This is a genomic window from Pseudomonas frederiksbergensis (assembly GCF_003732705.1).
Taxonomy (GTDB): domain Bacteria; phylum Pseudomonadota; class Gammaproteobacteria; order Pseudomonadales; family Pseudomonadaceae; genus Aquipseudomonas; species Aquipseudomonas frederiksbergensis_F.
Genome location: NZ_MOBR01000040.1, coordinates 477,342 through 497,611 on the forward strand (window position 1 = coordinate 477,342; position 20,270 = coordinate 497,611).

18 protein-coding genes are annotated in these 20,270 nt (G+C 57.5%); 4 read left to right on the top strand and 14 right to left on the bottom strand.

The features are described from left to right. Nucleotides 1-48: 48 nt before the first annotated feature. Nucleotides 49-1,074, bottom strand: a complete 1,026-nt coding sequence (locus tag BK667_RS27505) for an amidohydrolase family protein (protein ID WP_375539188.1) — start codon at nucleotides 1,072-1,074, stop codon at nucleotides 49-51. Between the two features lie 147 nt (nucleotides 1,075-1,221). On the opposite strand from BK667_RS27505, the gene BK667_RS27510 reads away from it, so the two are divergent. Both BK667_RS27510 and BK667_RS27515 read left to right on the top strand, forming a co-directional pair. Continuing rightward, entirely contained in the window at nucleotides 1,222-1,638 is a 417-nt protein-coding gene (locus tag BK667_RS27510; protein ID WP_123599459.1) for an OsmC family protein, read from the top strand. 61 nt (nucleotides 1,639-1,699) lie between these two features. Next, the gene (locus BK667_RS27515; RefSeq protein ID WP_123599460.1) at nucleotides 1,700-2,563 is read left to right on the top strand and encodes a pirin family protein; all 864 of its coding nucleotides are present in this window, start codon (nucleotides 1,700-1,702) and stop codon (nucleotides 2,561-2,563) included. A 135-nt stretch (nucleotides 2,564-2,698) separates the two neighbouring features. Here BK667_RS27515 and BK667_RS27520 read toward each other — a convergent pair whose 3' ends face one another. From BK667_RS27520 to BK667_RS27535, 4 genes are all read right to left on the bottom strand, one after another. Next, the gene (locus BK667_RS27520; protein WP_123599461.1) at nucleotides 2,699-3,427 is read right to left on the bottom strand and encodes a dienelactone hydrolase family protein; all 729 of its coding nucleotides are present in this window, start codon (nucleotides 3,425-3,427) and stop codon (nucleotides 2,699-2,701) included. A gap of 61 nt (nucleotides 3,428-3,488) precedes the next feature. Next, a complete protein-coding gene (gene htpG, locus BK667_RS27525; protein ID WP_123510756.1) occupies nucleotides 3,489-5,393 on the bottom strand; it encodes a molecular chaperone HtpG in 1,905 nt (634 codons plus the stop codon). Between the two features lie 81 nt (nucleotides 5,394-5,474). Beyond that, nucleotides 5,475-5,927 (bottom strand): PaaI family thioesterase, encoded by a 453-nt coding sequence (locus BK667_RS27530; protein ID WP_123510568.1) that lies wholly within the window; start codon nucleotides 5,925-5,927, stop codon nucleotides 5,475-5,477. After that, a complete protein-coding gene (locus BK667_RS27535) occupies nucleotides 5,924-6,400 on the bottom strand; it encodes a PaaI family thioesterase (protein WP_123510566.1) in 477 nt (158 codons plus the stop codon). Before BK667_RS27535 ends, BK667_RS27530 begins: the two co-directional genes overlap by 4 nt. 158 nt (nucleotides 6,401-6,558) lie before the next feature. Between BK667_RS27535 and BK667_RS27540 the strand changes: the two genes are divergently transcribed. Then, nucleotides 6,559-6,816: a hypothetical protein gene (locus BK667_RS27540; RefSeq protein ID WP_123599462.1), complete on the top strand. Its 258-nt coding sequence runs from the start codon at nucleotides 6,559-6,561 to the stop codon at nucleotides 6,814-6,816. A 68-nt stretch (nucleotides 6,817-6,884) separates the two neighbouring features. On the opposite strand, the gene BK667_RS27545 is transcribed toward BK667_RS27540, so the two are convergent. Both BK667_RS27545 and BK667_RS27550 read right to left on the bottom strand, forming a co-directional pair. Next, nucleotides 6,885-7,286 carry an MAPEG family protein gene (locus BK667_RS27545; RefSeq protein ID WP_123599463.1) on the bottom strand — a complete coding sequence of 134 codons (402 nt, stop codon included), beginning with the start codon at nucleotides 7,284-7,286 and terminating at the stop codon, nucleotides 6,885-6,887. Then, the gene (locus BK667_RS27550) at nucleotides 7,286-8,023 is read right to left on the bottom strand and encodes a DUF599 domain-containing protein (RefSeq protein ID WP_123510560.1); all 738 of its coding nucleotides are present in this window, start codon (nucleotides 8,021-8,023) and stop codon (nucleotides 7,286-7,288) included. Before BK667_RS27550 ends, BK667_RS27545 begins: the two co-directional genes overlap by 1 nt. 248 nt (nucleotides 8,024-8,271) lie before the next feature. Between BK667_RS27550 and BK667_RS27555 the strand changes: the two genes are divergently transcribed. Then, nucleotides 8,272-9,510: an NHL repeat-containing protein gene (locus BK667_RS27555; RefSeq protein ID WP_185058282.1), complete on the top strand. Its 1,239-nt coding sequence runs from the start codon at nucleotides 8,272-8,274 to the stop codon at nucleotides 9,508-9,510. A 109-nt stretch (nucleotides 9,511-9,619) separates the two neighbouring features. Here the strand turns inward: BK667_RS27555 and brnQ are convergent, their stop codons facing one another. The 7 genes from brnQ to BK667_RS27590 form a co-directional block, all read right to left on the bottom strand. After that, complete coding sequence (gene brnQ / locus BK667_RS27560) at nucleotides 9,620-10,933, bottom strand: branched-chain amino acid transport system II carrier protein (RefSeq protein WP_123599464.1); 1,314 nt, start codon at nucleotides 10,931-10,933, stop codon at nucleotides 9,620-9,622. A 420-nt stretch (nucleotides 10,934-11,353) separates the two neighbouring features. Then, nucleotides 11,354-12,235, bottom strand: coding sequence for a succinate--CoA ligase subunit alpha (sucD, locus tag BK667_RS27565; protein WP_008148605.1), 882 nt, complete (start codon nucleotides 12,233-12,235; stop codon nucleotides 11,354-11,356). Next, on the bottom strand, nucleotides 12,235-13,401 hold the full coding sequence (sucC, locus tag BK667_RS27570) for an ADP-forming succinate--CoA ligase subunit beta (RefSeq protein ID WP_008148602.1): 1,167 nt from the start codon (nucleotides 13,399-13,401) through the stop codon (nucleotides 12,235-12,237). The genes sucD and sucC overlap by 1 nt, the downstream gene beginning before the upstream one ends. A 200-nt stretch (nucleotides 13,402-13,601) precedes the next feature. Beyond that, entirely contained in the window at nucleotides 13,602-15,038 is a 1,437-nt protein-coding gene (lpdA, locus tag BK667_RS27575) for a dihydrolipoyl dehydrogenase (RefSeq protein WP_123599465.1), read from the bottom strand. 170 nt (nucleotides 15,039-15,208) lie between these two features. Further along, nucleotides 15,209-16,432 carry a 2-oxoglutarate dehydrogenase complex dihydrolipoyllysine-residue succinyltransferase gene (gene odhB, locus BK667_RS27580; RefSeq protein WP_054049461.1) on the bottom strand — a complete coding sequence of 408 codons (1,224 nt, stop codon included), beginning with the start codon at nucleotides 16,430-16,432 and terminating at the stop codon, nucleotides 15,209-15,211. 42 nt (nucleotides 16,433-16,474) lie between these two features. Continuing rightward, nucleotides 16,475-19,306 carry a 2-oxoglutarate dehydrogenase E1 component gene (locus BK667_RS27585; RefSeq protein ID WP_123510552.1) on the bottom strand — a complete coding sequence of 944 codons (2,832 nt, stop codon included), beginning with the start codon at nucleotides 19,304-19,306 and terminating at the stop codon, nucleotides 16,475-16,477. 259 nt (nucleotides 19,307-19,565) lie between these two features. Next, a complete protein-coding gene (locus BK667_RS27590) occupies nucleotides 19,566-20,270 on the bottom strand; it encodes a succinate dehydrogenase iron-sulfur subunit (protein WP_123510550.1) in 705 nt (234 codons plus the stop codon).

Consider the following 20,270-nt stretch of genomic DNA (forward strand, 5'->3'; position numbering starts at 1 on the left):
CAAAAGATCGCAGCCTTCGGCAGCTCCTACGGAACAAATGCGATCTTTTCAGGGCAATAACCCCTTTTTCACTTTGGGCAAAACCGACAGAAAGTTATCCCGTGCGACTTGTCGCGCAACATCCTCCGGCAAGGCGTCGAGAAACGGATCAAAGCTGCGCATTTCCTTACCCAACTTGTTGAATCGTCCCACAACATCCGAACCCAGCATGAAGCGCTCCGGAAAGCGCTCCACCAGTCTCAGCCACTCATCCCGAGGCTTGCCCTGCTCATCCAGCAGATAGGGCGTGAGCATGCTCCAGGACAGGTCGATGAATAGATTCGGGTAGGCCTCGAGCATCCGGGTCAACGTCGGCAGCAGAAAATCCAGCTGCGTCTGATGCCGATGGATTTCCACGCTGGTACCGGCGTGAGCCCAGATAAACCGGGTATGCGGGTGATTACGCAACGGCTCTTCCATTTCCGCCAGGTACAGCGGATTTTTCTCACGCTTGGAGGTGATGTTGGAATGCAGCATCACCGGCAGGTCGTTCTCGGCGGCAAGGTGATAGATCCTCGTCATCGCTTCATTATTGGCGCGCGGCGTATCACCCGAGGTCAGGGCCGTCAGGTCATCGTGCCGGGTGAAGACTTCGCCGATGCCCTGCCACAACCCCGGATTGAGATCGAGCATGCGCTGGATATGCGCCTCGGAGTTTTTATCGTTGGGGTTGAAGCCTGACAGGAACGGATGAAAACGCTGCCGCTGCTCCGACGTCAGCTTGTTTACTGCGGCGGCAACAATCACGTCGGTCGCGCTGTACCAATAGGCGTCGGCGTCGTCACCGGCGTAGTAGCGCGGACGCTTGGGTTCGTCCTCATGCCATTTCTTGGCCACCGGGATGCCGGAAATCATCACGTGATCGATGGAATTGTCAGCCATCGCCTTGAGCAACGTCGGCATTCCCGCCGTTTCCTGGAAGAAGTCCACGTAATGCAGGTGCGCGTCGCTGTAGGCATAGTCGCGGGCGTCGGCGTGTGTGCTGCAAAGCGCCAACAACCAGGCGAGGCTCAAGCGGGTCAGGGGCACGGGCAATCTCCGAGGGCATGAGTGCCATAGACCCCAGCGCGCCAACCAGGGTTCAGCCCGCAAGAAAGTGGAACGCAGCACAGCACGAATGCTCTATACCTTCATGGTCCGTTTTTGCTCGAATGACTTTTCCTACTGCCGAAGAGGTTTCCCATGACTGTTACCGTCAATACCATTTCCAGCGAAGGCTTTCGTCACACTGTCCAGATCGATGATCACGAACTGTTTGCCGATGTGCCCACCTCAGCCGGTGGCGAGGGCTCGGCGCCGGAGCCCCACGATTACTTCGATGCCGCCCTCGGCGCCTGTAAGGCTCTGACGCTGAAGATGTATGCCAAGAAAAAAGACATCCCGCTGACCGGCGTGGGGGTCGAGGTCAAACGCGACAACAGCGAAGAGCAAAAAGGCAAATATGCCCTGCACGTCACCCTCACGCTCAAAGGCGTGCTGACTGACGCTCAACGGGAAGAATTGCTGCGGGTCGCTGACCGTTGCCCGATCCATAAACTGATGACCACCACCGACGTCACCATCGAAACCCACGCCCCACAGGGCTTCGATAGCCAGTAATCACCACGATGTCAGCGGCGGGTTATGCTCTGCCCATCACCCGCCCAGCCTGGAATGCCGCATGAACACGCCCCTCGTGATCCGCCCCCGCGCCGAAGATGTCGAAGGCCAGCCAATTCTTCGCCCGTTGCCGTCGGCCAAATGCCGCAGCGTCGGGCCTTTCGTGTTTTTCGACCACATGCTCGAAACCCGTTATCCGGCGGGCAAAGGCATGAACATCCGACAACATCCGCACATTGGTCTGTCGACCCTCACCTACCTGTTCCAGGGGCAGATCCAGCACAAGGACAGCCTCGGTTCCGATCAGGTGGTGGACACCGGTGATGTCAGCTGGATGACCGCAGGCAGCGCCATTGCCCATGTCGAACGCACACCTGAGGCGCTGAAAGACAGCGGCTTCACGATGCATGGGTTGCAGATCTGGCTGGCCTCCCCCAAGGAACACGAGCAAGGTCCGGGGCACTACAGCCATCACCCGGCAGCCACCTTGCCGGTCAGCGATAACCTCGGGGTGAAGATCCGCATGATCGCCGGGTCAGGCTTTTGCCTGGAATCGCCGGTGCCGGTGCTTTCTCCTACGTTGTATGCCGAACTGAACCTGCAAACCGCGACGACGTTGCTGATTCCCACCGAGCACGAAGAACGCGCACTGTATGTGCTGGACGGCGAGGTGCAACTCGATGGCGAGCTGATCGAACCGCATTCGCTGGTGGTGTTGCCGGCCGGGGAAGAGATGACGTTGTTTGCCGAGAGCGACTGTCACGCCGTGCTGTTCGGCGGGGCGCCGCTGGATGGGCCACGGCGGATCAACTGGAATTTTGTCGCGAGCGATCCGGCAGCTATTGATGAAGCCCGGCGGCGCTGGACGGCCGGGGATTGGCCGACGGTGCCGGGGGAAAGCGAGCGGATCGAGTTGCCCCGCTGACATGATCGTTCCCACGCTCTGCGTGGGAATGCAGCCCGGGACGCTCTGCGTCCCATTGGAACGCGGAGCGTCCCTGGAGGCATTCCCACGCGGAGCGTGGGAACGATCAAAAGATGTCTCAGGCAAAACCAGCGATCAGCCGCTAAACACTTCATCCAGCAAGTTATGCATCGACACAAACGCCCGCCCTGCGGTCTTCGCGTCATACATCATCTTGCCCGGCACATTCGCATGGGGATCGGTAAAGGAGTGCACCGCGCCGCCGTAGCTCAGCAGTTGCCAATCCACGCCCGCCGCGTTCATTTCGGCTTCAAACGCCGGCAGTTGCTCTTTCGGCACCAATGGATCGGACGCGCCGTGCAGCACCAACACCGAGCCCTTGATGTTTTTCGCATCGTTGACGTTCGGCGTATCCAGCGAGCCATGGAACGACACCGCCGCTTTCACTGGCGCGCCGCTGCGGGCCAGTTCCAGCGCACAGCAACCGCCGAAACAGAAACCGAAGGTCGCCAGTTTCGAGGCATCGACCGCCGCTTCACCCTGGGCCTGCAATTGCTCGAATGCTGACGCCATACGTTTGCGCAGCAAGCCGCGATCATTCTTCAACGGCATCATCGCAGCCCCCGCCTCGTCGCCGTTCTGCGGGCGAACCGACTGACCGTACAGGTCCGCGATCAGCACCACATAGCCCTTGGCCGCCACCGATTTGGCAATCTCCTCGGCACCGGCGCTGATACCCATCCAGTTTGGCGCCATCAGCAAACCCGGTCGCGGGCCTTTATGGTCGGCATCGAAGGCCAGACGGCTTTCGTAAGATTGGCCATCTAGCTGATAGACCACGGAACGCACAGTGACTTGGCTCATTTCAGACTCCTAAGACTCAAGAATAAAAAAACCCGCCGAAGCGGGTTTTTGTACAACGCAGTTAAACCGACAGTTCAACCAGCAACTTGTTGAGACGGCGCACGTAGGCTGCCGGGTCTTTCAAGCTGTCGCCGGCCGCCAGGGCCGCCTGATCGAACAGGATGTGCGAGAGGTCGCCGAAGCGCTCTTCGCTCTGTTCGGCGTCAAGTTTCTCGATCAGCGGGTGAGCCGGGTTGAATTCGAAGATTGGCTTCGAATCCGGAACCTTCTGCCCGCTGGCCTCGAGGATCTGACGCATTTGCAGGCCCAGGTCCTGCTCGCCGATGGCCAGGATTGCCGGGGAATCGGTCAGACGGTGAGAAACCCGGACTTCAGCGACAGAATCGCCGAGTGCGGTTTTCAGACGCTCAACCAAACCTTCTTTGGACTTGGCGACTTCTTCCGCGGCTTTCTTATCCTCTTCCGAGTCCAGGTTGCCCAGGTCCAGGTCACCGCGCGCCACGTCGACAAAGCTCTTGCTGTCGAAGTCGCTGAGGTAGCTCATCAGCCACTCGTCGATACGGTCGGTCAGCAGCAGCACTTCGATGCCTTTCTTGCGGAAGACTTCCAGGTGCGGGCTGTTTTTGACTTGGGCGTAGGTTTCGCCGGTCAGGTAGTAGATCTTGTCCTGACCTTCCTTGGCGCGAGCCAGGTAGTCAGCCAGACCCACCACTTGCTCGCCTTCTTCGCCCTGAGTGGAGGCGAAACGCAGCAGGCCAGCGATTTTCTCTTTGTTGGCGAAATCTTCAGCCGGGCCTTCTTTCATGACCTGGCCGAAGTTTTTCCAGAAGCCTTTGTATTGCTCAGGCTCGTTCTTCGCCAGTTTTTCCAGCATGTCCAGAACACGCTTGGTCAGCGCCGATTTCATCGAGTCGATGATCGGGTCTTTCTGCAGGATTTCCCGCGACACGTTCAGCGACAGATCATTGGAATCGACCACGCCTTTGATGAAGCGCAGGTACAGCGGCAGGAACGATTCGGCCTGATCCATCACAAACACGCGTTGCACGTACAGCTTCAGGCCTTTCGGCGCTTCACGCTGGTACAGGTCAAACGGAGCGCGGGTCGGCACATAAAGCAGCGAGCTGTATTCAAGCTTGCCTTCGACCTTGTTGTGGCTCCAGCTCAGCGGGTTTTCGAAGTCATGGGCGATGTGCTTGTAGAACTCCTGGTATTCCTCGTCCTTGATCTCGGTGCGAGGACGGGTCCACAGGGCGCTGGCGCGGTTGACAGTTTCCCACTCAACAGCCGGAGCCTCTTCGCCTTCAACGGCTGCCACTTCTTTCGGCAACTCGATCGGCAGCGCGATGTGGTCGGAGTACTTTTTGATGACGTTGCGCAGACGCCAGCCATCGGCGAACTCGTCTTCACCGGCCTTCAGGTGCAGGACGATACGGGTGCCGCGCTCGGCTTTTTCAACGGTGGCAACTTCAAAATCGCCTTCGCCCTTGGACGACCAGTGCACGCCTTCGCTGGCGGCAGCGCCGGCACGACGGCTGAACACGTCGACTTTGTCGGCGACGATAAAGGCAGAGTAGAAACCCACACCGAATTGACCGATCAGGTGCGAATCTTTCTTCTGATCGCCGGACAGGTGTTTCATGAAATCAGCAGTGCCGGACTTGGCGATCGTCCCCAAGTGGGTGATCGCGTCTTCGCGGCTCATGCCGATACCGTTGTCTTCGAGGGTGACGGTTTTCGCGTCCTTGTCGAAGCTCACACGGATTTTCAGTTCGGCGCCACCTTCCAGCAACTCAGGCTTGGACAGGGCTTCGAAACGTAATTTGTCGACAGCGTCAGAGGCGTTCGAGATCAACTCGCGAAGGAAAATTTCCTTGTTGGAATACAGCGAATGGATCATGAGGTGCAGCAGTTGCTTCACCTCGGTCTGGAAGCCCAGGGTTTCCTTTTGAGTTTCCACACTCATGGTCATCAAACTCCAATCAGATGGCAGTGGCCGCGACCTTCAGGGTCGACGGCGGGTTGTCATCAGAGTTTGGGGCTGAGTTCAGGATTTCAAGGGCTCTTCGATTTTGAAATGGCCCCGGGCCGTGGCAATCGGCTCGGCTTCGGTGGTTTGCCAGGCCGTAATCGCCACGTTAGCCACCCGCCGTCCCTGCCGGCACACCTGGCAACGCGCCCAGGTATCGCGAAATTGCCCGGCGCGCAGGTAGTCGAGGGAGAAGTCGATGATCTTCGGTACTCCGGGCGAGCCAGTGAAAATCAACAAGTGCAACGCGGCCGACAGCTCCATGAACCCGGCAATGACGCCGCCATGGATCGCCGGCAATAAAGGGTTACCAATGTTGTCCTTGTTTGCCGGCAGGCGAAACAGCAGCTCATCCCCCACCCGTGAACATTCGATGCCGATCAACTTGGCGTAGGGAATCAGGTGCAGCAGCGAGGCGTAGTCCCCTTGCGCATGGGCCTGTTGCAGTTGTTCCTTGAACGAGTCAGTCATTTCGCACCTCCGGCGATGGCGCCACCAAAACCTTTGGTGCCCTTGATGCCCTTGCCCATGCGCATGAAAGTGCCAACGACATGGGCGATGGGCTGTTCCGGGTCGTCCTGGTAGGCAAAGCCCCGGGCGAAGATCACGTCGGTAGTCACCCGGTAGCATTGGGCGAAACCGTAAACGTCCTTGTGGGGTTCGGCGGCGTGCATGTAGTCGATGCGCAAATCGAGGGTCGGGCAGACCTCGAATTCCGGCAATACGCACAGGGTGGACATGCCGCAAGCGGTGTCCATCAGCGACGTCAGGGCACCGCCGTGGATGACACCGGTTTGCGGGTTTCCGACGATTTGCGGGCTATAGGGCAGGACGACCGTTAGTCCGTCCGTACTCGCACTGTGAATTCGCAAACCCAGCACCTGACAATGCCGCAGTGCCGACAGGAATCGTGTTGCACGCTCAAAAACGGGGTTTTCGGCCATTTGATAAGAACTCTTCTTAGTTTCCGGTCACAGCATCTGGTTATCAGGCAAAAGTTCCACAGCGATAAAAACTTATATATCTGTATGAAATGAGGAACTTATCGCTGACGGCTGTGCTCGAAAGGCCAGTAGATATTTTCCATAAGGAGATACACCCCATGCGTAAGACTTTAGCTATTGCCTTGATGTTGACCGCTTCCCTCGGTCTCGCTGCTTGCGATAAAAAATCCGAGGACAAAGCTCAAGATGCTAACCAACATGCTGAGCAAGCTCAGCAAGACATGAACAAAGCACAGGATAAAGTGAACGACGCTGCGAAAGAAAACGCCGAAGCCGCCAAAGCTCAGGCTGAATCGAACAAAGCTGCAGTACAGGAGTCCGCTCCGGCCGCTCCAACTGAAGCGCCTAAAAACTAAAACAGTTTTTAGCGTGACAAAAGAAAACCCGCCAAGTGCGGGTTTTCTTTTGCCTGTTAGTTGAGGGATTAGAGCAACACGGTTCTAAAAGTCGGACTAATCATCAGCAATAACGAACAGACTAAGCCGATGATCCACACCAGGCTGCGCTGCCAGGCAAGATCGCCCCAGTAACACAGCAAATAAATGACGCGCGTGATCACAAAGATGATCGCCAGAGAATCAATCAGCCACCCCTGGGTTTGCGTGGTGTGCGCCATCAACACCCCCACCGCAAATAATATGAACGCCTCGAAACAATTTTGATGGGCCGCCACTGCCCTGGCGCCGAAGCCAGTCAATTGCGCCTGTTGCTGGCGCGGCAAGTGATTGTTGTACCCGCCCTGCTCTTTCATGGCTTTGGCCACGGGCATACGGGCCACGTAGATCAGCAATGCACTGATAAACACACACCAGAACGGAATACTCATCAAGCGGCCTCTTTGTTGGCTTCAGGCAATGGCGCCTCTGTAGGGGTATAGACCATCACGTCGAGAACATCGGAATGAAATTCCCGGCGATACAAAACCAGTACGACGCCAGCGCTCATCAACATGAACAACCAAGGGCTGACAAACCACGCCAGCATGGTCATGCCGAAATAGTAAGACCGCAGGCCGAAGTTGAACTGGTTGGCCGCCATCGAAATCACCCGCGCCGCGCGAGCCGCAAAGGCTTTGCGCTCCTGCTCGGAAACATGCCGTTCGCCGATCATGGGGGCCGAGCCGACCAGAATCGCCGCGAAGTTGTACTGGCGCATGCACCAGCTGAACGTGAAGAACGCATAGACAAACACCAGCGCCAGGCACAGCAACTTGATCTCCGACATGCCCTGGGACGCTTGCTGGACCATGGGAATATCCGCCAGCAACGAAACGGCCCTCTCGGAAGCGCCGAGTACCGTGAGAATGCCCGCCAGGATAATCAGCGTGCTGGAGGCGAAGAACGAGGCGTTGCGCTCCAGATTGCCGATCACACTGGCATCGGCGATGCGGTTGTCCCGCAGCAGCATGCGACGCATCCAGTCTTCGCGGTACAGATGCAGCACGCTGGCCAGGCATGCGGTATCGCGGGCCTTCCACGACGCATAACGGGTGTAGCCAGCCCAACAGATGACGAACCAGAGGACGGCGAACAGGTGGATCAGGTTGGTGTGAATAAATGACATGGCGTGCTGGTAACTGGAGTGAGTGATGGAATCAAACTAAGCGCGATCCTTTGATGCAATGGCGCTGGACTCAGGATACGACGCACACCCCAGAAAAAGGACACTGTTGTTTATCAATTTCTATCAGCCAGCTCTCAGTAATAGCTGTCAGGTTTGACAGCTATCCCGCTTTCATCTTGATAAATACTCTGGAAGCGTTCCGCTCAAGCCACGCGTGGTGCGTGCATGGACGCGGAGGGAGAAACAAAATGTCTTATGAAATGAAGGCACCCTGGCAAATAACAGCTGTTGAGGGAATTGATCCAACTTTCGCGGACAAGGGCGTAGCGCACGACTTTCCTCTTGGCACCGTACTGATCAAAATTGTGGGCAGGCGACCTGATGGACGCATCCTGTTGGTTACCTCCCGAAACTACCAACAACGGCTGGACTTTCAAGTCATCCAACTCATGGAGGATGGTTCGTTTGACCTTTCTTTTGCTCAAGACGGAATACTGAGCGGTGGATTCAAGGATGGGGCCCAAGCCTACACCTATGGAGCACAGCTATTCCCGGACGGCAGAATCCTGCTCATCGGAACTCACTACGGTGACATTGAATACCTGGCCTTCGGACGGTATTTGGCCGATGGGACGCCGGATGCAACCTTTGGCGATAACGGAGTCGTCTTGAGACCCCGATCCAGCGTCTCGGGCCATCACCTGCCCGCGCTTTCACACCTCGTTGACACCCCTCGAACGAACACAGCGATTGGTCCGAATGATGAAATCATCATGGCCTCGGGAAGCGGAATCAGTCGATATGACCGACACGGTGAAGTCGACCTTTCCTTCAATGGCACCGGCAATGTGACCCCAAGCTTTAACATCACGGACATCGGCATAGCACGAAACGGCAGCATGACGCTCGTTGGCCACAACACGTATGGCGAAGCGGTCATGGCACGCTATCGCGCCAATGGGTCGCTGGAAGAGAGTTTTGGCAACCATGGCGAAATAAAAGTTCGAGTCAACGACACGGATTCTCGCTTCACATCCCTATTGTTACGCGACGATGGCAGTCTGTTTGCAGCAGGCGTGATGGATGACGTTTTCGGGGATATTTGGGGCGAGAGGCGTCGAGGTTTTCTCACCGCCTACAACGCTAACGGCCAGCCCAATCTGGTGTTCGGAGGTGGAAGACCGGTCATCAGCCTGATCCCCAGCAAGCAACCAAACGTATGGAACGATATTGGCGGGTCTCCCGAAGACGGCATTGTCGTGGTCGGATATGCGGGCCGAATTGGCTCCGAGGAAACGTTGATCGGCCGGTATCGGGCCACGGGCGAAGTTGATCTCTCGTTTGGCACTCACGGCTTTTTGCAAACGGATATTGGATTCCAACGCGAGCTATGGGAGTCGGTTGTTGTGCAACCTGATCGCAAAATCATTGCATGCGGTGATGTTTTTGTTTGGGTCAGAGGATGTCTTGCCCGCTTTCTGGCATAGCTATTACTCTCAGCTTTCAGCCATTCGACGTTATAAAAAATGCCCCGTATCGATTGATACGGGGCATTTCTGTTTCAGCCTGTTGCCCGCTTGTGGCGAGCGCTCGGGTTTATGCCAGGGCTTCGTCGCGCTTGCCGAGTATGCGGTCACACGCAGCGGCCACGACCAGGGTCATGACCGACGGCACCAGCCACGCCAGACCTTGCTCGCTCAACGGCAGGTGCGACAGTTGCGTCGGCATCCAGTCCGCCAGGCCTGCACCCTTGAGCGCATCGATCAGGCCGAAGATGAACGACACCAGCATCACCGGACCGACGATGCGGCGCTGATCACGCCAAAAGTCCTTGCAGAAGCTCAGGGCGACCAGGGCGATGCACGGCGGGTAGATCGCGGTCAGCACCGGGATCGAGAACGCGATCAGCTTGGTGAGGCCCAGGTTGGACACAAACAGCGAGAACACCGCCAGAATTATGACCAGGGTCTTGTAGGACAACGGCAACACCCGGCTGAAGTATTCGGCACAGGCGCAGGTCAGACCGACCGCCGTGACCAGGCAGGCCAAGGAGATCAACACCGCAAGGAAACCGCTGCCCAGCGAACCGAAGGTGTGTTGCACGTAGGCGTGCAGGACGGCCGCACCGTTCGCAGCACCGGCGGCCACTTCATGGCTGCCCGAACCGAGGCGGAACAGGCTGACGTACACCAGCGCCAGACCGACGCCGGCAATCATCCCGGCAATGATCGCGTAACGGGTGATCAACGCGGGCGACTCGACGCCACGGGAGCGGATCGCGTTAACGATGACGATGCCGAACACCAGCGCGCCGAGGGTATCCATGGTCAGGTAACCATTGATGAAGCCCTGGGAGAACGGTGCCGCCATATATTCAGGCGTAGCCACGCCGATATCACCGGCCGGCAAGGCGAATGCGGCAATGCCGAGCACGGCCAGGGCGATGATCTTCAGCGGTGCGAGGAAACGTCCTACGGTGTCCAGCAAACGGCCCGGGTAGAGCGAGATGAAGAACACCAGCAGGAAGTACACCGAGCTGTAGAGAAACAGCGCCAGCGGGCTCTCACCGGTCAGCGGCGCCAGGCCCACTTCGAAGGACACAGTGGCGGTGCGTGGCGTAGCGAACAACGGGCCGACGGCCAAGTAGCACGCAGCGGCCAGCAAGCCACCGGCGACTTTACCGATCGGGCTGCTCAACGCATCCATTGCACCGCCAACCTTGGCCAGGGCGACAACGGTGATCACCGGCAGACCGACCGCCGTGATCAGAAAACCCAGCGCCGCCATCCAGACATTAGGCCCGGACTGCAAACCGACGATAGGCGGGAAGATGATGTTGCCAGCCCCGACAAACAGGGCAAACGTCATAAAACCAAGTGCCAGGATGTCCTGGCCTTTCAACACTTTCATTAAGGAAATACCACACTACTGAATCGGAATTTAGAGAGGGATTTCCCTGTTGGGTGAGGGAAATGCTGTCGATCCGTATAGGACCAACCCGTTTAGCGCGGAGCGGCCTTGTGAGCTGCGGACGCAAAAATGGCTGCTAGCCTAACGAATTTGCCCGACGAACGCACTGTTAGAGGGCGAACTATCCGATACGCGACATTTCCGTGTCGCGTTTACATATCTAATTTTCCACCTCAGGTCAGATCGTTCCCACGCTCTGCGTGGGAATGCATCCCGCGACGCTCTGCGTCGCATTCGAAGGCGGAACGCGGAGCGTCCCCGGCGGCATTCCCACGCAGAGCGTGGGAACGATCATCCAGAAACAACAAAGGCCACCCGAAGGTGGCCTTTGTCTGGTGAAGCGTCAGCTAAGCGCGAGGCTTATTTGATCGCCCAACCGGTCAGCTCGGACAAAGCCTTGCCGATGTCTGCCAGCGAACGCACGGTTTTAACGCCTGCGTCTTCCAGGGCAGCAAACTTCTCGTCTGCAGTGCCTTTGCCGCCAGAGATGATTGCGCCAGCATGGCCCATGCGCTTGCCTGCAGGGGCAGTCACACCAGCGATGTAGGAAACAACCGGCTTGGTCACGTGTGCCTTGATGTAGGCAGCCGCTTCTTCTTCAGCCGAACCGCCGATCTCACCGATCATGACGATCGCTTCGGTCTTCGGGTCTTCCTGGAACAGCTTCAGGATGTCGATGAAGTTCGAACCCGGGATCGGGTCACCACCGATGCCGACGCAAGTCGACTGACCGAAACCGGCGTCAGTAGTCTGCTTGACAGCTTCGTAGGTCAGGGTGCCGGAACGGGAAACGATACCGACCTTGCCTGGCAAGTGAATGTGACCTGGCATGATGCCGATCTTGCATTCGCCTGGAGTAATCACGCCTGGGCAGTTAGGACCGATCAGGACTACGCCCAGCTCGTCGCACTTGACCTTGGCATCCAGCATATCCAGGGTAGGAATGCCTTCAGTGATGCAAACGATCAGCTTGATGCCGCCGAACGCTGCTTCCAGGATGGAGTCTTTGCAGAAAGGAGCTGGAACGTAGATCACGCTGGCGGTGGCGCCAGTGGCAGCTACAGCATCTTTCACGGTGTTGAACACTGGCAGACCCAGGTGCTCGGTGCCGCCTTTACCAGGAGTTACGCCGCCAACCATCTTGGTGCCGTATTCGATGGCTTGCTGGGTGTGGAAACTACCTTGCGAACCGGTAATACCCTGGCAGATAACTTTGGTGTCTTTATTGATCAGGACGCTCATTATTTGCCCTCCGCAGCTTTGACAACTTGTTGAGCAGCGTCGGTCAGGCTGGTAGCAGCGATGATGTTCAAACCGCTTTCTGCCAGTACTTTAGCGCCCAGCTCAGCGTTGTTGCCTTCAAGGCGAACAACAACCGGGATTTTCACGCCGACTTCTTTCACTGCACCGATGATGCCTTCGGCAATCATGTCGCAACGAACGATGCCGCCGAAGATGTTGACCAATACTGCAGCGACGTTAGTGTCGGACAGGATGATCTTGAACGCTTCGGTAACGCGTTCTTTGGTAGCACCGCCGCCCACGTCGAGGAAGTTGGCTGGTTTGCCGCCATGCAGGTTGACGATGTCCATGGTACCCATGGCCAGGCCAGCACCGTTGACCATGCAACCGATGTTGCCTTCCAGTGCTACGTAGTTCAGTTCGAACTTGGCAGCGTGCGCTTCGCGCGGATCGTCTTGCGACGGATCGTGGAAAGTCTTCAGCTTAGGCTGACGGTACATGGCGTTGGCGTCGATGTTGATCTTGGCATCGAGGCAATGCAGATCGCCGTCAGCCTTGATCACCAGCGGGTTCACTTCCAGCAGAGCCAGGTCGTGATCCTTGAACAGCTTGGCCAGACCTACGAAGATCTTGGCGAACTGAGCAACTTGCTTGCCTTCCAGGCCCAGCTGGAATGCCAGCTCGCGACCCTGGAATGGCTGAGCGCCAACCAGTGGATCGATAGTGGCTTTCAGGATTTTTTCTGGAGTGTCGTGAGCGATTTTCTCGATGTCCACGCCACCCTCGGTGGAAGCCATGAACACGATGCGACGGCTCGAACGGTCAACGACAGCGCCCAGGTACAGCTCTTTAGCGATATCAGTGCACGATTCAACCAGGATCTTGGTGACTGGCTGACCATTGGCATCAGTCTGGTAAGTCACCAGACGCTTGCCCAACCACTGTTGAGCGAATGCTTTGGCGTCTTCTTTGCTGCGAACCAGCTTAACGCCGCCCGCTTTACCGCGACCACCTGCGTGAACCTGGGCTTTGACAACCCATTCGGTCCCGCCGATTTTGTCGCACGCTTCTGCTGCTGCTTCCGGGGTGTCTACGGCGAAACCCTGGGATACTGGCAGGCCGTACTCAGCGAACAGCTGCTTACCCTGATACTCGTGAAGATTCATGCTTATTACCGTCTTCGTTAGGTACTGCGCATTCGGTGCTGCACTTATTCAAGTGCCGCACCACCTGTGACTGCTGCTTGCGTAGGTGTTCCGGATAACCGGTGAGACTACGCAAGGCTGCGTCCGGCGGACATTCCGCGGTGAGTCTTGCACGCAAGGCTCACGACGGGCCTTCCGCCGTGGTTTCTTATTGTCTGGTCTTAACGCTTCTTGCGGTTGGCGATGTGAATGGCGCCGCCATTCACTGCCAGAGCAGCTTCGTGCAAGGCTTCGGACAGGGTCGGATGGGAGAAAACCATCATGCCCAGGTCTTCGGCACTGGTGCCGAATTCCATACCGATCGCGCCCTGCTGAACCAGTTCTGCAGCGCTCGGGCCAATCACGTGGACGCCCAGTACGCGGTCAGTCTTGGCATCAGCAATGACTTTCACGAAACCGCCGGTGTCGTTGGCTGCCATGGCACGGCCACTAGCTGCGAACGGGAAAGTGCCGACGTTAACTTCAACGCCTTCAGCTTTCAAGGTTTGCTCGGTTTTGCCGACCCACGCGATTTCCGGGTGAGTATAAATAACAGACGGGATCAGGTCATAGTTGATCTGGGCTTTGTGGCCCTTGATGCGCTCTACAACCATGATGCCTTCTTCGGACGCCTTGTGCGCCAGCATCATGCCGCGAACCACGTCACCGATTGCGAAAACGCCCGGAACGCTGGTTGCGCACTGGTCGTCAACGAAAACGAAACCACGTTCGTCGATGTTCACGCCGCTGTCAGCTGCCAACAGCTCGGTGGTCACTGGACGGCGACCAACGGCAACAATCAGCTTGTCGAACGTGATGCTCTGTTCGCCATTGGCATCGGTGTAGTTCACAACGACTTCGTCGCCATTCACTTTGGAACCGGTGACGCGAGCGCCCAGCTTGATGTCCAGACCTTGTTTGGTCAGGGTTTTGTAGGCTTCTTTGGAAACGGCTTCGTCAGCGGCTGGCAGGAACTTCTCCAGTGCTTCCAGAACCACGACTTCAGAACCCAGACGCGACCAGACCGAACCCAGTTCCAGACCGATCACGCCAGCGCCGATCACGCCCAGACGCTTAGGTACGGCCGCGAATTCCAGTGCGCCGGTCGAATCGACGATCACGTTCTGGTCAACCGGAGCCGGTGGAATGTCGATCGGACGCGAACCCGAAGCCAGAATCACGTTCTCGGCTTCGATGATTTCAACGGTGCCGTCTGGCTTGGTCAACTCGACTTTCTTGCCGGCCAGCAGTTTGCCGTGTCCTTGCAGGGAAGTAACGCCGTTGGCCTTGAACAGAGTGGCAACGCCAGAGGTCAGGCCTTTGACGATGTTGGCTTTACGGCCAACCATTGCTGCCACGTCCATGGTCACGCCAGCGTGATTGATACCGTGGATCGCGAAGCCTTCTTTGGCTTCCTTGTATTTCCAGGAGCTGTCCAGCAGCGCCTTGGATGGAATGCAGCCGACGTTCAGGCAAGTACCGCCCAAAGCCAGTTTGCCTTCCTTGTCGGTGTATTTCTCGATGCAGGCAGTGCTGAGACCCAGTTGCGCTGCCTTGATGGCAGCCACGTAGCCGCCAGGGCCCGCACCAATCACTACTACGTCAAATTTCTGCGACATGTAAAAGAATCCTCTTTTAGCTTCAAGCTTCAAGCTTCAAGCGGCAAGCCAAGCTGCATGTACCTTGCAGCCTTTAGCTTGCAGCTCATAGCCGTATGCGATACGACAAACCTCAAGCCAAGCTGTTTTTTCTTTCAGCTTGTAGCTTGAAGCTTGCCGCTGCTTCTCTATCAGATATCCAGAAGGAGACGAGCCGGGTCTTCCAGCAGGTTCTTGATGGTAACCAGGAAGGTCACAGCTTCTTTGCCATCGATCAGACGGTGATCGTAGGACAGAGCCAGGTACATCATCGGACGGATAACGACCTGACCGTTGATCGCCATAGGACGCTGCAGAATGTTGTGCATGCCCAGGATGGCCGCTTGCGGCGGGTTGACGATCGGAGTCGACATCATCGAACCGAAGGTACCACCGTTGGTGATGGTGAACGTACCACCGGTCATTTCGTCCATCGACAGCTTGCCGTCGCGAGCCTTCTTGCCGAAAGCAGCGATGCCGCCTTCGATTTCAGCCAGGCTCATCAGTTCGGCGTTACGCAGGACCGGTACAACCAGGCCACGGTCGCTGGAAACGGCAACACCCACGTCGGCGTAACCGTGGTAAACGATGTCAGCACCGTCGATCGACGCGTTGACAGCCGGGAAGCGTTTCAGCGCTTCGGTAGCTGCTTTAACGAAGAACGACATGAAGCCCAGGCGTACGCCGTTGTGGGACTTCTCGAACAGATCCTTGTACTTCGAACGCAGGGCCATGACTTCGGTCATGTCGACTTCGTTGAAAGTGGTCAGCATCGCCATGTTCGACTGAGCTTCTACCAGACGCTTGGCAACGGTGGCCCGCACGCGGGTCATCGGTACGCGCTTCTCGATGCGGTCGCCAGCGGCGAACACAGGAGCGGCGGCGGCCGGAGCAGCAGCCTTGGCAGGCGCGGCAGCCGGAGCGGCTTTCTTGGCAGCAACAGCCGCTACGACGTCTTCCTTGGTCACACGACCGCCTTTGCCAGTACCGGCAACCGAAGCGATGTTGATGCCGTTTTCTTCAGCCAGCTTGCGAGCAGCCGGTGCAGCAACAGGATCGTCTTCGCCTTCGGCAGCCGGAGCAGCAGCTTGTGCAGCGGCCGGAGCAGCGGCAGCAGCCGGAGCGGCGGCAGCAGCGCCGCCCTCTTCGATCGAGCCCAGGACTTCGTCGGACAGAACGGTGTCGCCTTCGTTCTTGACGATAGCGCCCAGCACGCCATCAGCGGTGGCCAACACTTCCAGTACCACTTTGTCGGTTTCGATATCGACGATCAGGTCATCACGCTTGACGGCGTCGCCTGGTTTTTTGTGCCAGGTGGCAACGGTGCCATCGGCAACCGATTCCGGGAAAGTGGGGGCTTTGATTTCGATAGCCATTATCTGTGGGTCCTTAAATTCGGTTTCAGGTGCGCGAAGGCGTTAAACAGTAAAGGCGTCTTGCAACAGTTTTTCCTGCTGCTCAGCGTGCATCGATGCATAACCACAAGCAGGTGCAGCGGAAGCATCACGACCGGCGTACTCGAGAACGAGCGCCTTGTTGTGATTGCCCACGATACGGCGCATGTGGTGTTGGCTGCAGTACCAGGCACCCTGGTTCATCGGCTCTTCCTGACACCAAACGATATGTTTGAGGTTGGTGTACGGAGCCAGGACTTCGTTCAAGTCGTCCTCAGGGAATGGGTACAGCTGCTCGATACGCACGATGGCGATGTCATCACGACCTTCGGCACGGCGTTTTTCCAGCAGGTCGTAGTAGACCTTGCCGCTACACAGAACAATGCGCTCGACCTTTTTCGGGTCCAGGGCATCGATTTCCGGGATAACGGTCTGGAACGAACCTTCGGCCAGATCTTCCAGGGTCGATATGGCGAGCTTGTGACGCAACAGCGACTTCGGAGTCAGAACGATCAATGGCTTGCGCAGCGGGCGAATAACCTGACGACGCAGCAAGTGATAGATCTGAGCCGGCGTGGTCGGTACCGCTACCTGAATGTTGTGCTCGGCGCACAGTTGCAGGTAACGCTCCAGACGTGCCGAAGAGTGCTCCGGACCCTGACCTTCATAACCGTGCGGCAACAGCATGGTCAGACCGCAGAGACGGCCCCACTTGTGCTCGCCACTGGTGATGAACTGGTCGATAACCACTTGGGCACCGTTGGCGAAGTCGCCGAACTGGGCTTCCCAGATCACCAGCGCCTCAGGCGTGGTGGTCGAGTAACCGTATTCGAACGCCAGTACAGCCTCTTCGGACAGGAACGAATCGTACAAGTCGAAACGTGGCTGACCTTTGTACAGGTTCTGCAGCGGAATGTAGCTGCCGGCGTCTTTCTGGTTGTGCAACACAGCGTGACGGTGCGAGAACGTACCGCGGCCGATGTCCTGACCCGTCATGCGGATCGGGTGACCTTCGAACGCCAGGGTCGCGTACGCCATGGTTTCGGCGTAACCCCAGTTGATCGGCAGGCCGCCGACTTGCATTTTCTGACGGTCTTCGTAGATTTTCGAGACCTGGCGCTGAACCACGAAGCCTTCCGGGATTTCCAGCAGCTTGGCGGACAGTTCCTGCAAGGTTTTCAGATCGAAACGCGTGTCGTGACGTGCAGTCCAGGCGTGGCCCAGATACGGACGCCAGTCCACGAACAACTCTTTGTTCGGCTCTTTGACCAGGCTTTTCACAACATGCAGACCGTTGTCCAGCGCGTTGCGGTATTCGTCGATCTTGGCCTGTACGCGTGCATCATCAACCACACCGGCCTGGGTCAGGCGTTCGGCGTACAGCTCACGGGTGGTGCGCTGCTTGGTGATCTGCTGGTACATCAGAGGCTGGGTGCCGCTAGGCTCGTCAGCTTCGTTGTGGCCGCGACGACGGTAGCAGACCAGGTCGATTACCACGTCACGCTTGAACTGCATGCGGTAGTCGATGGCCAGCTGGGTCACGAACAATACGGCTTCCGGATCATCTCCATTCACATGGAGGATCGGCGCCTGGATCATTTTCGCGACGTCGGTGGCGTACTCGGTGGAGCGCGAGTCTTCCGGGTTGCTGATGGTGAAACCGACCTGGTTGTTGATCACGATGTGCACGGTGCCGCCGGTTTTGAAACCGCGGGTCTGCGACATCTGGAAGGTTTCCATCACCACGCCTTGACCGGCGAATGCCGCGTCACCGTGAATGGAAATCGGCAGGACTTTTTCACCGGTAGGGTCGTTACGACGATCCTGACGGGCACGGACCGAACCCTCGACCACTGGAGAAACAATTTCCAGGTGGGACGGGTTGAAGGCCATGGCCAGGTGAACTTCACCGCCGGCGGTCATGACGTTGGACGAGAAGCCCTGGTGATATTTAACGTCACCGGAACCCAACTCGACCTTCTTCTTGCCTTCGAACTCGTCGAACAGCTCGCGCGGGTTCTTGCCGAAGGTGTTGACCAGCACGTTCAGACGGCCACGGTGGGCCATGCCGATGACGATTTCCTTGGTGCCGTAGGAGCCGGAACGCTGGATCAGTTCGTCGAGCATCGGAATCAGGCTCTCGCCGCCTTCCAGACCGAAACGCTTGGTACCCGGGTATTTGGTGCCCAGGTATTTTTCCAGACCTTCGCCAGCCGTGACGCGTTCGAGCAGGTGGCTCTTGATGTCGGCGGAGTACGTCGGACGGCCGCGCACGCTTTCCAGACGCTGCTGGAACCAGTGACGCTGCTCGGAATCGGTGATGTGCGTGAATTCAGCGCCAATGGTGCGGCAATATGTCTGCTGCAACGCTTCGTGAATTTCGCGTAGGCTCGCCTCCTCTTTGCCGATGAACAGGTCGCCGGCACGGAAGGTCGTATCAAGATCGGCATTGGTCAAGCCGTAATGATTGATCGACAGGTCTGCAGGTGCAGGACGCTGCCACAGCCCCAGCGGGTCAAGCTGGGCTGCCTGGTGGCCACGCATACGGTAGGCCTGGATCAATCGCAGCACTTCAACTTGCTTCTTCTCGTGCTCACTGCTCACGCTGCCGGCGGAAACCGGTTGGGCGCGGCGCTGGTTCTTTGCCAGCAAGACGAAATGATCGCGAATTGTAGAGTGCGAAACATCGGTGGCAGTGTTGCCGTCAGCAGGCAACTTCTGAAAGTAGGTGCGCCACTCTTCTGGCACAGCGTTAGGGTCGTGCAGGTAGAGCTCATAGAGCTCTTCCACATAGGCAGCGTTACTACCGGATAGGTAGGCGCTGTTCCACATGCGCTGCATCACGCTTTCTTGCATGCTTGGTCACCCTCGGTTAGGGGAACACCACCGGCGTCGACACCGAGCAAACTTGCAGAAGTCCGAATGCAGCGACCAAAACAAGCCACTTAGGATCACGCTGATAGTCCGGGTACCAGCCCGGATGCCCCTGCTTGTCTCATTTCTTCAAAATACGAGCGGCGGCTTTATGGGCTGCTGCTCAGGTTAAAACTACGGCGCCGGTTGAAGCCTGCGCCGTAGCATCTACGGGTACAACGGTCCTGCTGTTACAGCTGAATCACACGCCGCTTTGCAGCAGCATGTTACGTACGTGACCGATGGCCTTAGTCGGGTTCAGGCCTTTCGGGCAGACGTTGACGCAGTTCATGATCCCGCGGCAGCGGAATACGCTGAACGGGTCATCCAGCGAAGACAGACGCTCGGCAGTCTTGGTGTCACGGCTGTCTGCCAGGAAGCGGTACGCTTGCAGCAGGGCAGCTGGGCCCAGGAACTTGTCCGGGTTCCACCAGAAGGACGGGCAAGAGGTCGAGCAACAAGCGCACAGGATGCACTCGTACAGACCGTCGAGCTTTTCACGCTCTTCAGGGGACTGCAGACGCTCGATGGCCGGAGCCGGCGTGTCGTTCTGCAGGAATGGCTTCACCTTCTCGTATTGCTTGTAGAAGATGCTCATATCGACGACCAGGTCACGGATAACCGGCAAACCTGGCAGCGGACGAACGATCAGCTTGTTACCTTTTACGACAGCGGACAGCGGCGTGACGCACGCCAGGCCGTTTTTGCCGTTGATGTTCATACCGTCGGAACCGCAAACACCTTCACGGCAAGAGCGACGATAGGAGAAACCCTCGTCCTGCTCTTTGATCAGGGCCAGCACGTCCAGCACCATCAGGTCTTTACCACCGGTATCGACCTGGAAATCCTGCATGAACGGCGCGGCGTCCTGATCAGGGTTGTAGCGATAAACACTGACTTTCAACAT

Excerpts from the sequence above, each read along its gene's own strand:
- BK667_RS27510 (WP_123599459.1), top strand. The coding sequence starts at position 1,222 with ATGACTGTTACCGTCAATACCATTTCCAGCGAAGGCTTTCGTCACACT.
- BK667_RS27515 (WP_123599460.1), top strand. The coding sequence starts at position 1,700 with ATGAACACGCCCCTCGTGATCCGCCCCCGCGCCGAAGATGTCGAAGGC.
- BK667_RS27520 (WP_123599461.1), bottom strand. The coding sequence starts at position 3,427 with ATGAGCCAAGTCACTGTGCGTTCCGTGGTCTATCAGCTAGATGGCCAA.
- htpG (WP_123510756.1), bottom strand. The coding sequence starts at position 5,393 with ATGAGTGTGGAAACTCAAAAGGAAACCCTGGGCTTCCAGACCGAGGTG.
- BK667_RS27530 (WP_123510568.1), bottom strand. The coding sequence starts at position 5,927 with ATGACTGACTCGTTCAAGGAACAACTGCAACAGGCCCATGCGCAAGGG.
- BK667_RS27535 (WP_123510566.1), bottom strand. The coding sequence starts at position 6,400 with ATGGCCGAAAACCCCGTTTTTGAGCGTGCAACACGATTCCTGTCGGCA.
- BK667_RS27540 (WP_123599462.1), top strand. The coding sequence starts at position 6,559 with ATGCGTAAGACTTTAGCTATTGCCTTGATGTTGACCGCTTCCCTCGGT.
- BK667_RS27545 (WP_123599463.1), bottom strand. The coding sequence starts at position 7,286 with ATGAGTATTCCGTTCTGGTGTGTGTTTATCAGTGCATTGCTGATCTAC.
- BK667_RS27550 (WP_123510560.1), bottom strand. The coding sequence starts at position 8,023 with ATGTCATTTATTCACACCAACCTGATCCACCTGTTCGCCGTCCTCTGG.
- BK667_RS27555 (WP_185058282.1), top strand. The coding sequence starts at position 8,272 with ATGTCTTATGAAATGAAGGCACCCTGGCAAATAACAGCTGTTGAGGGA.
- brnQ (WP_123599464.1), bottom strand. The coding sequence starts at position 10,933 with ATGAAAGTGTTGAAAGGCCAGGACATCCTGGCACTTGGTTTTATGACG.
- sucD (WP_008148605.1), bottom strand. The coding sequence starts at position 12,235 with ATGAGCGTCCTGATCAATAAAGACACCAAAGTTATCTGCCAGGGTATT.
- sucC (WP_008148602.1), bottom strand. The coding sequence starts at position 13,401 with ATGAATCTTCACGAGTATCAGGGTAAGCAGCTGTTCGCTGAGTACGGC.
- lpdA (WP_123599465.1), bottom strand. The coding sequence starts at position 15,038 with ATGTCGCAGAAATTTGACGTAGTAGTGATTGGTGCGGGCCCTGGCGGC.
- odhB (WP_054049461.1), bottom strand. The coding sequence starts at position 16,432 with ATGGCTATCGAAATCAAAGCCCCCACTTTCCCGGAATCGGTTGCCGAT.
- BK667_RS27585 (WP_123510552.1), bottom strand. The coding sequence starts at position 19,306 with ATGCAAGAAAGCGTGATGCAGCGCATGTGGAACAGCGCCTACCTATCC.
- BK667_RS27590 (WP_123510550.1), bottom strand. The coding sequence starts at position 20,270 with ATGTTGAAAGTCAGTGTTTATCGCTACAACCCTGATCAGGACGCCGCG.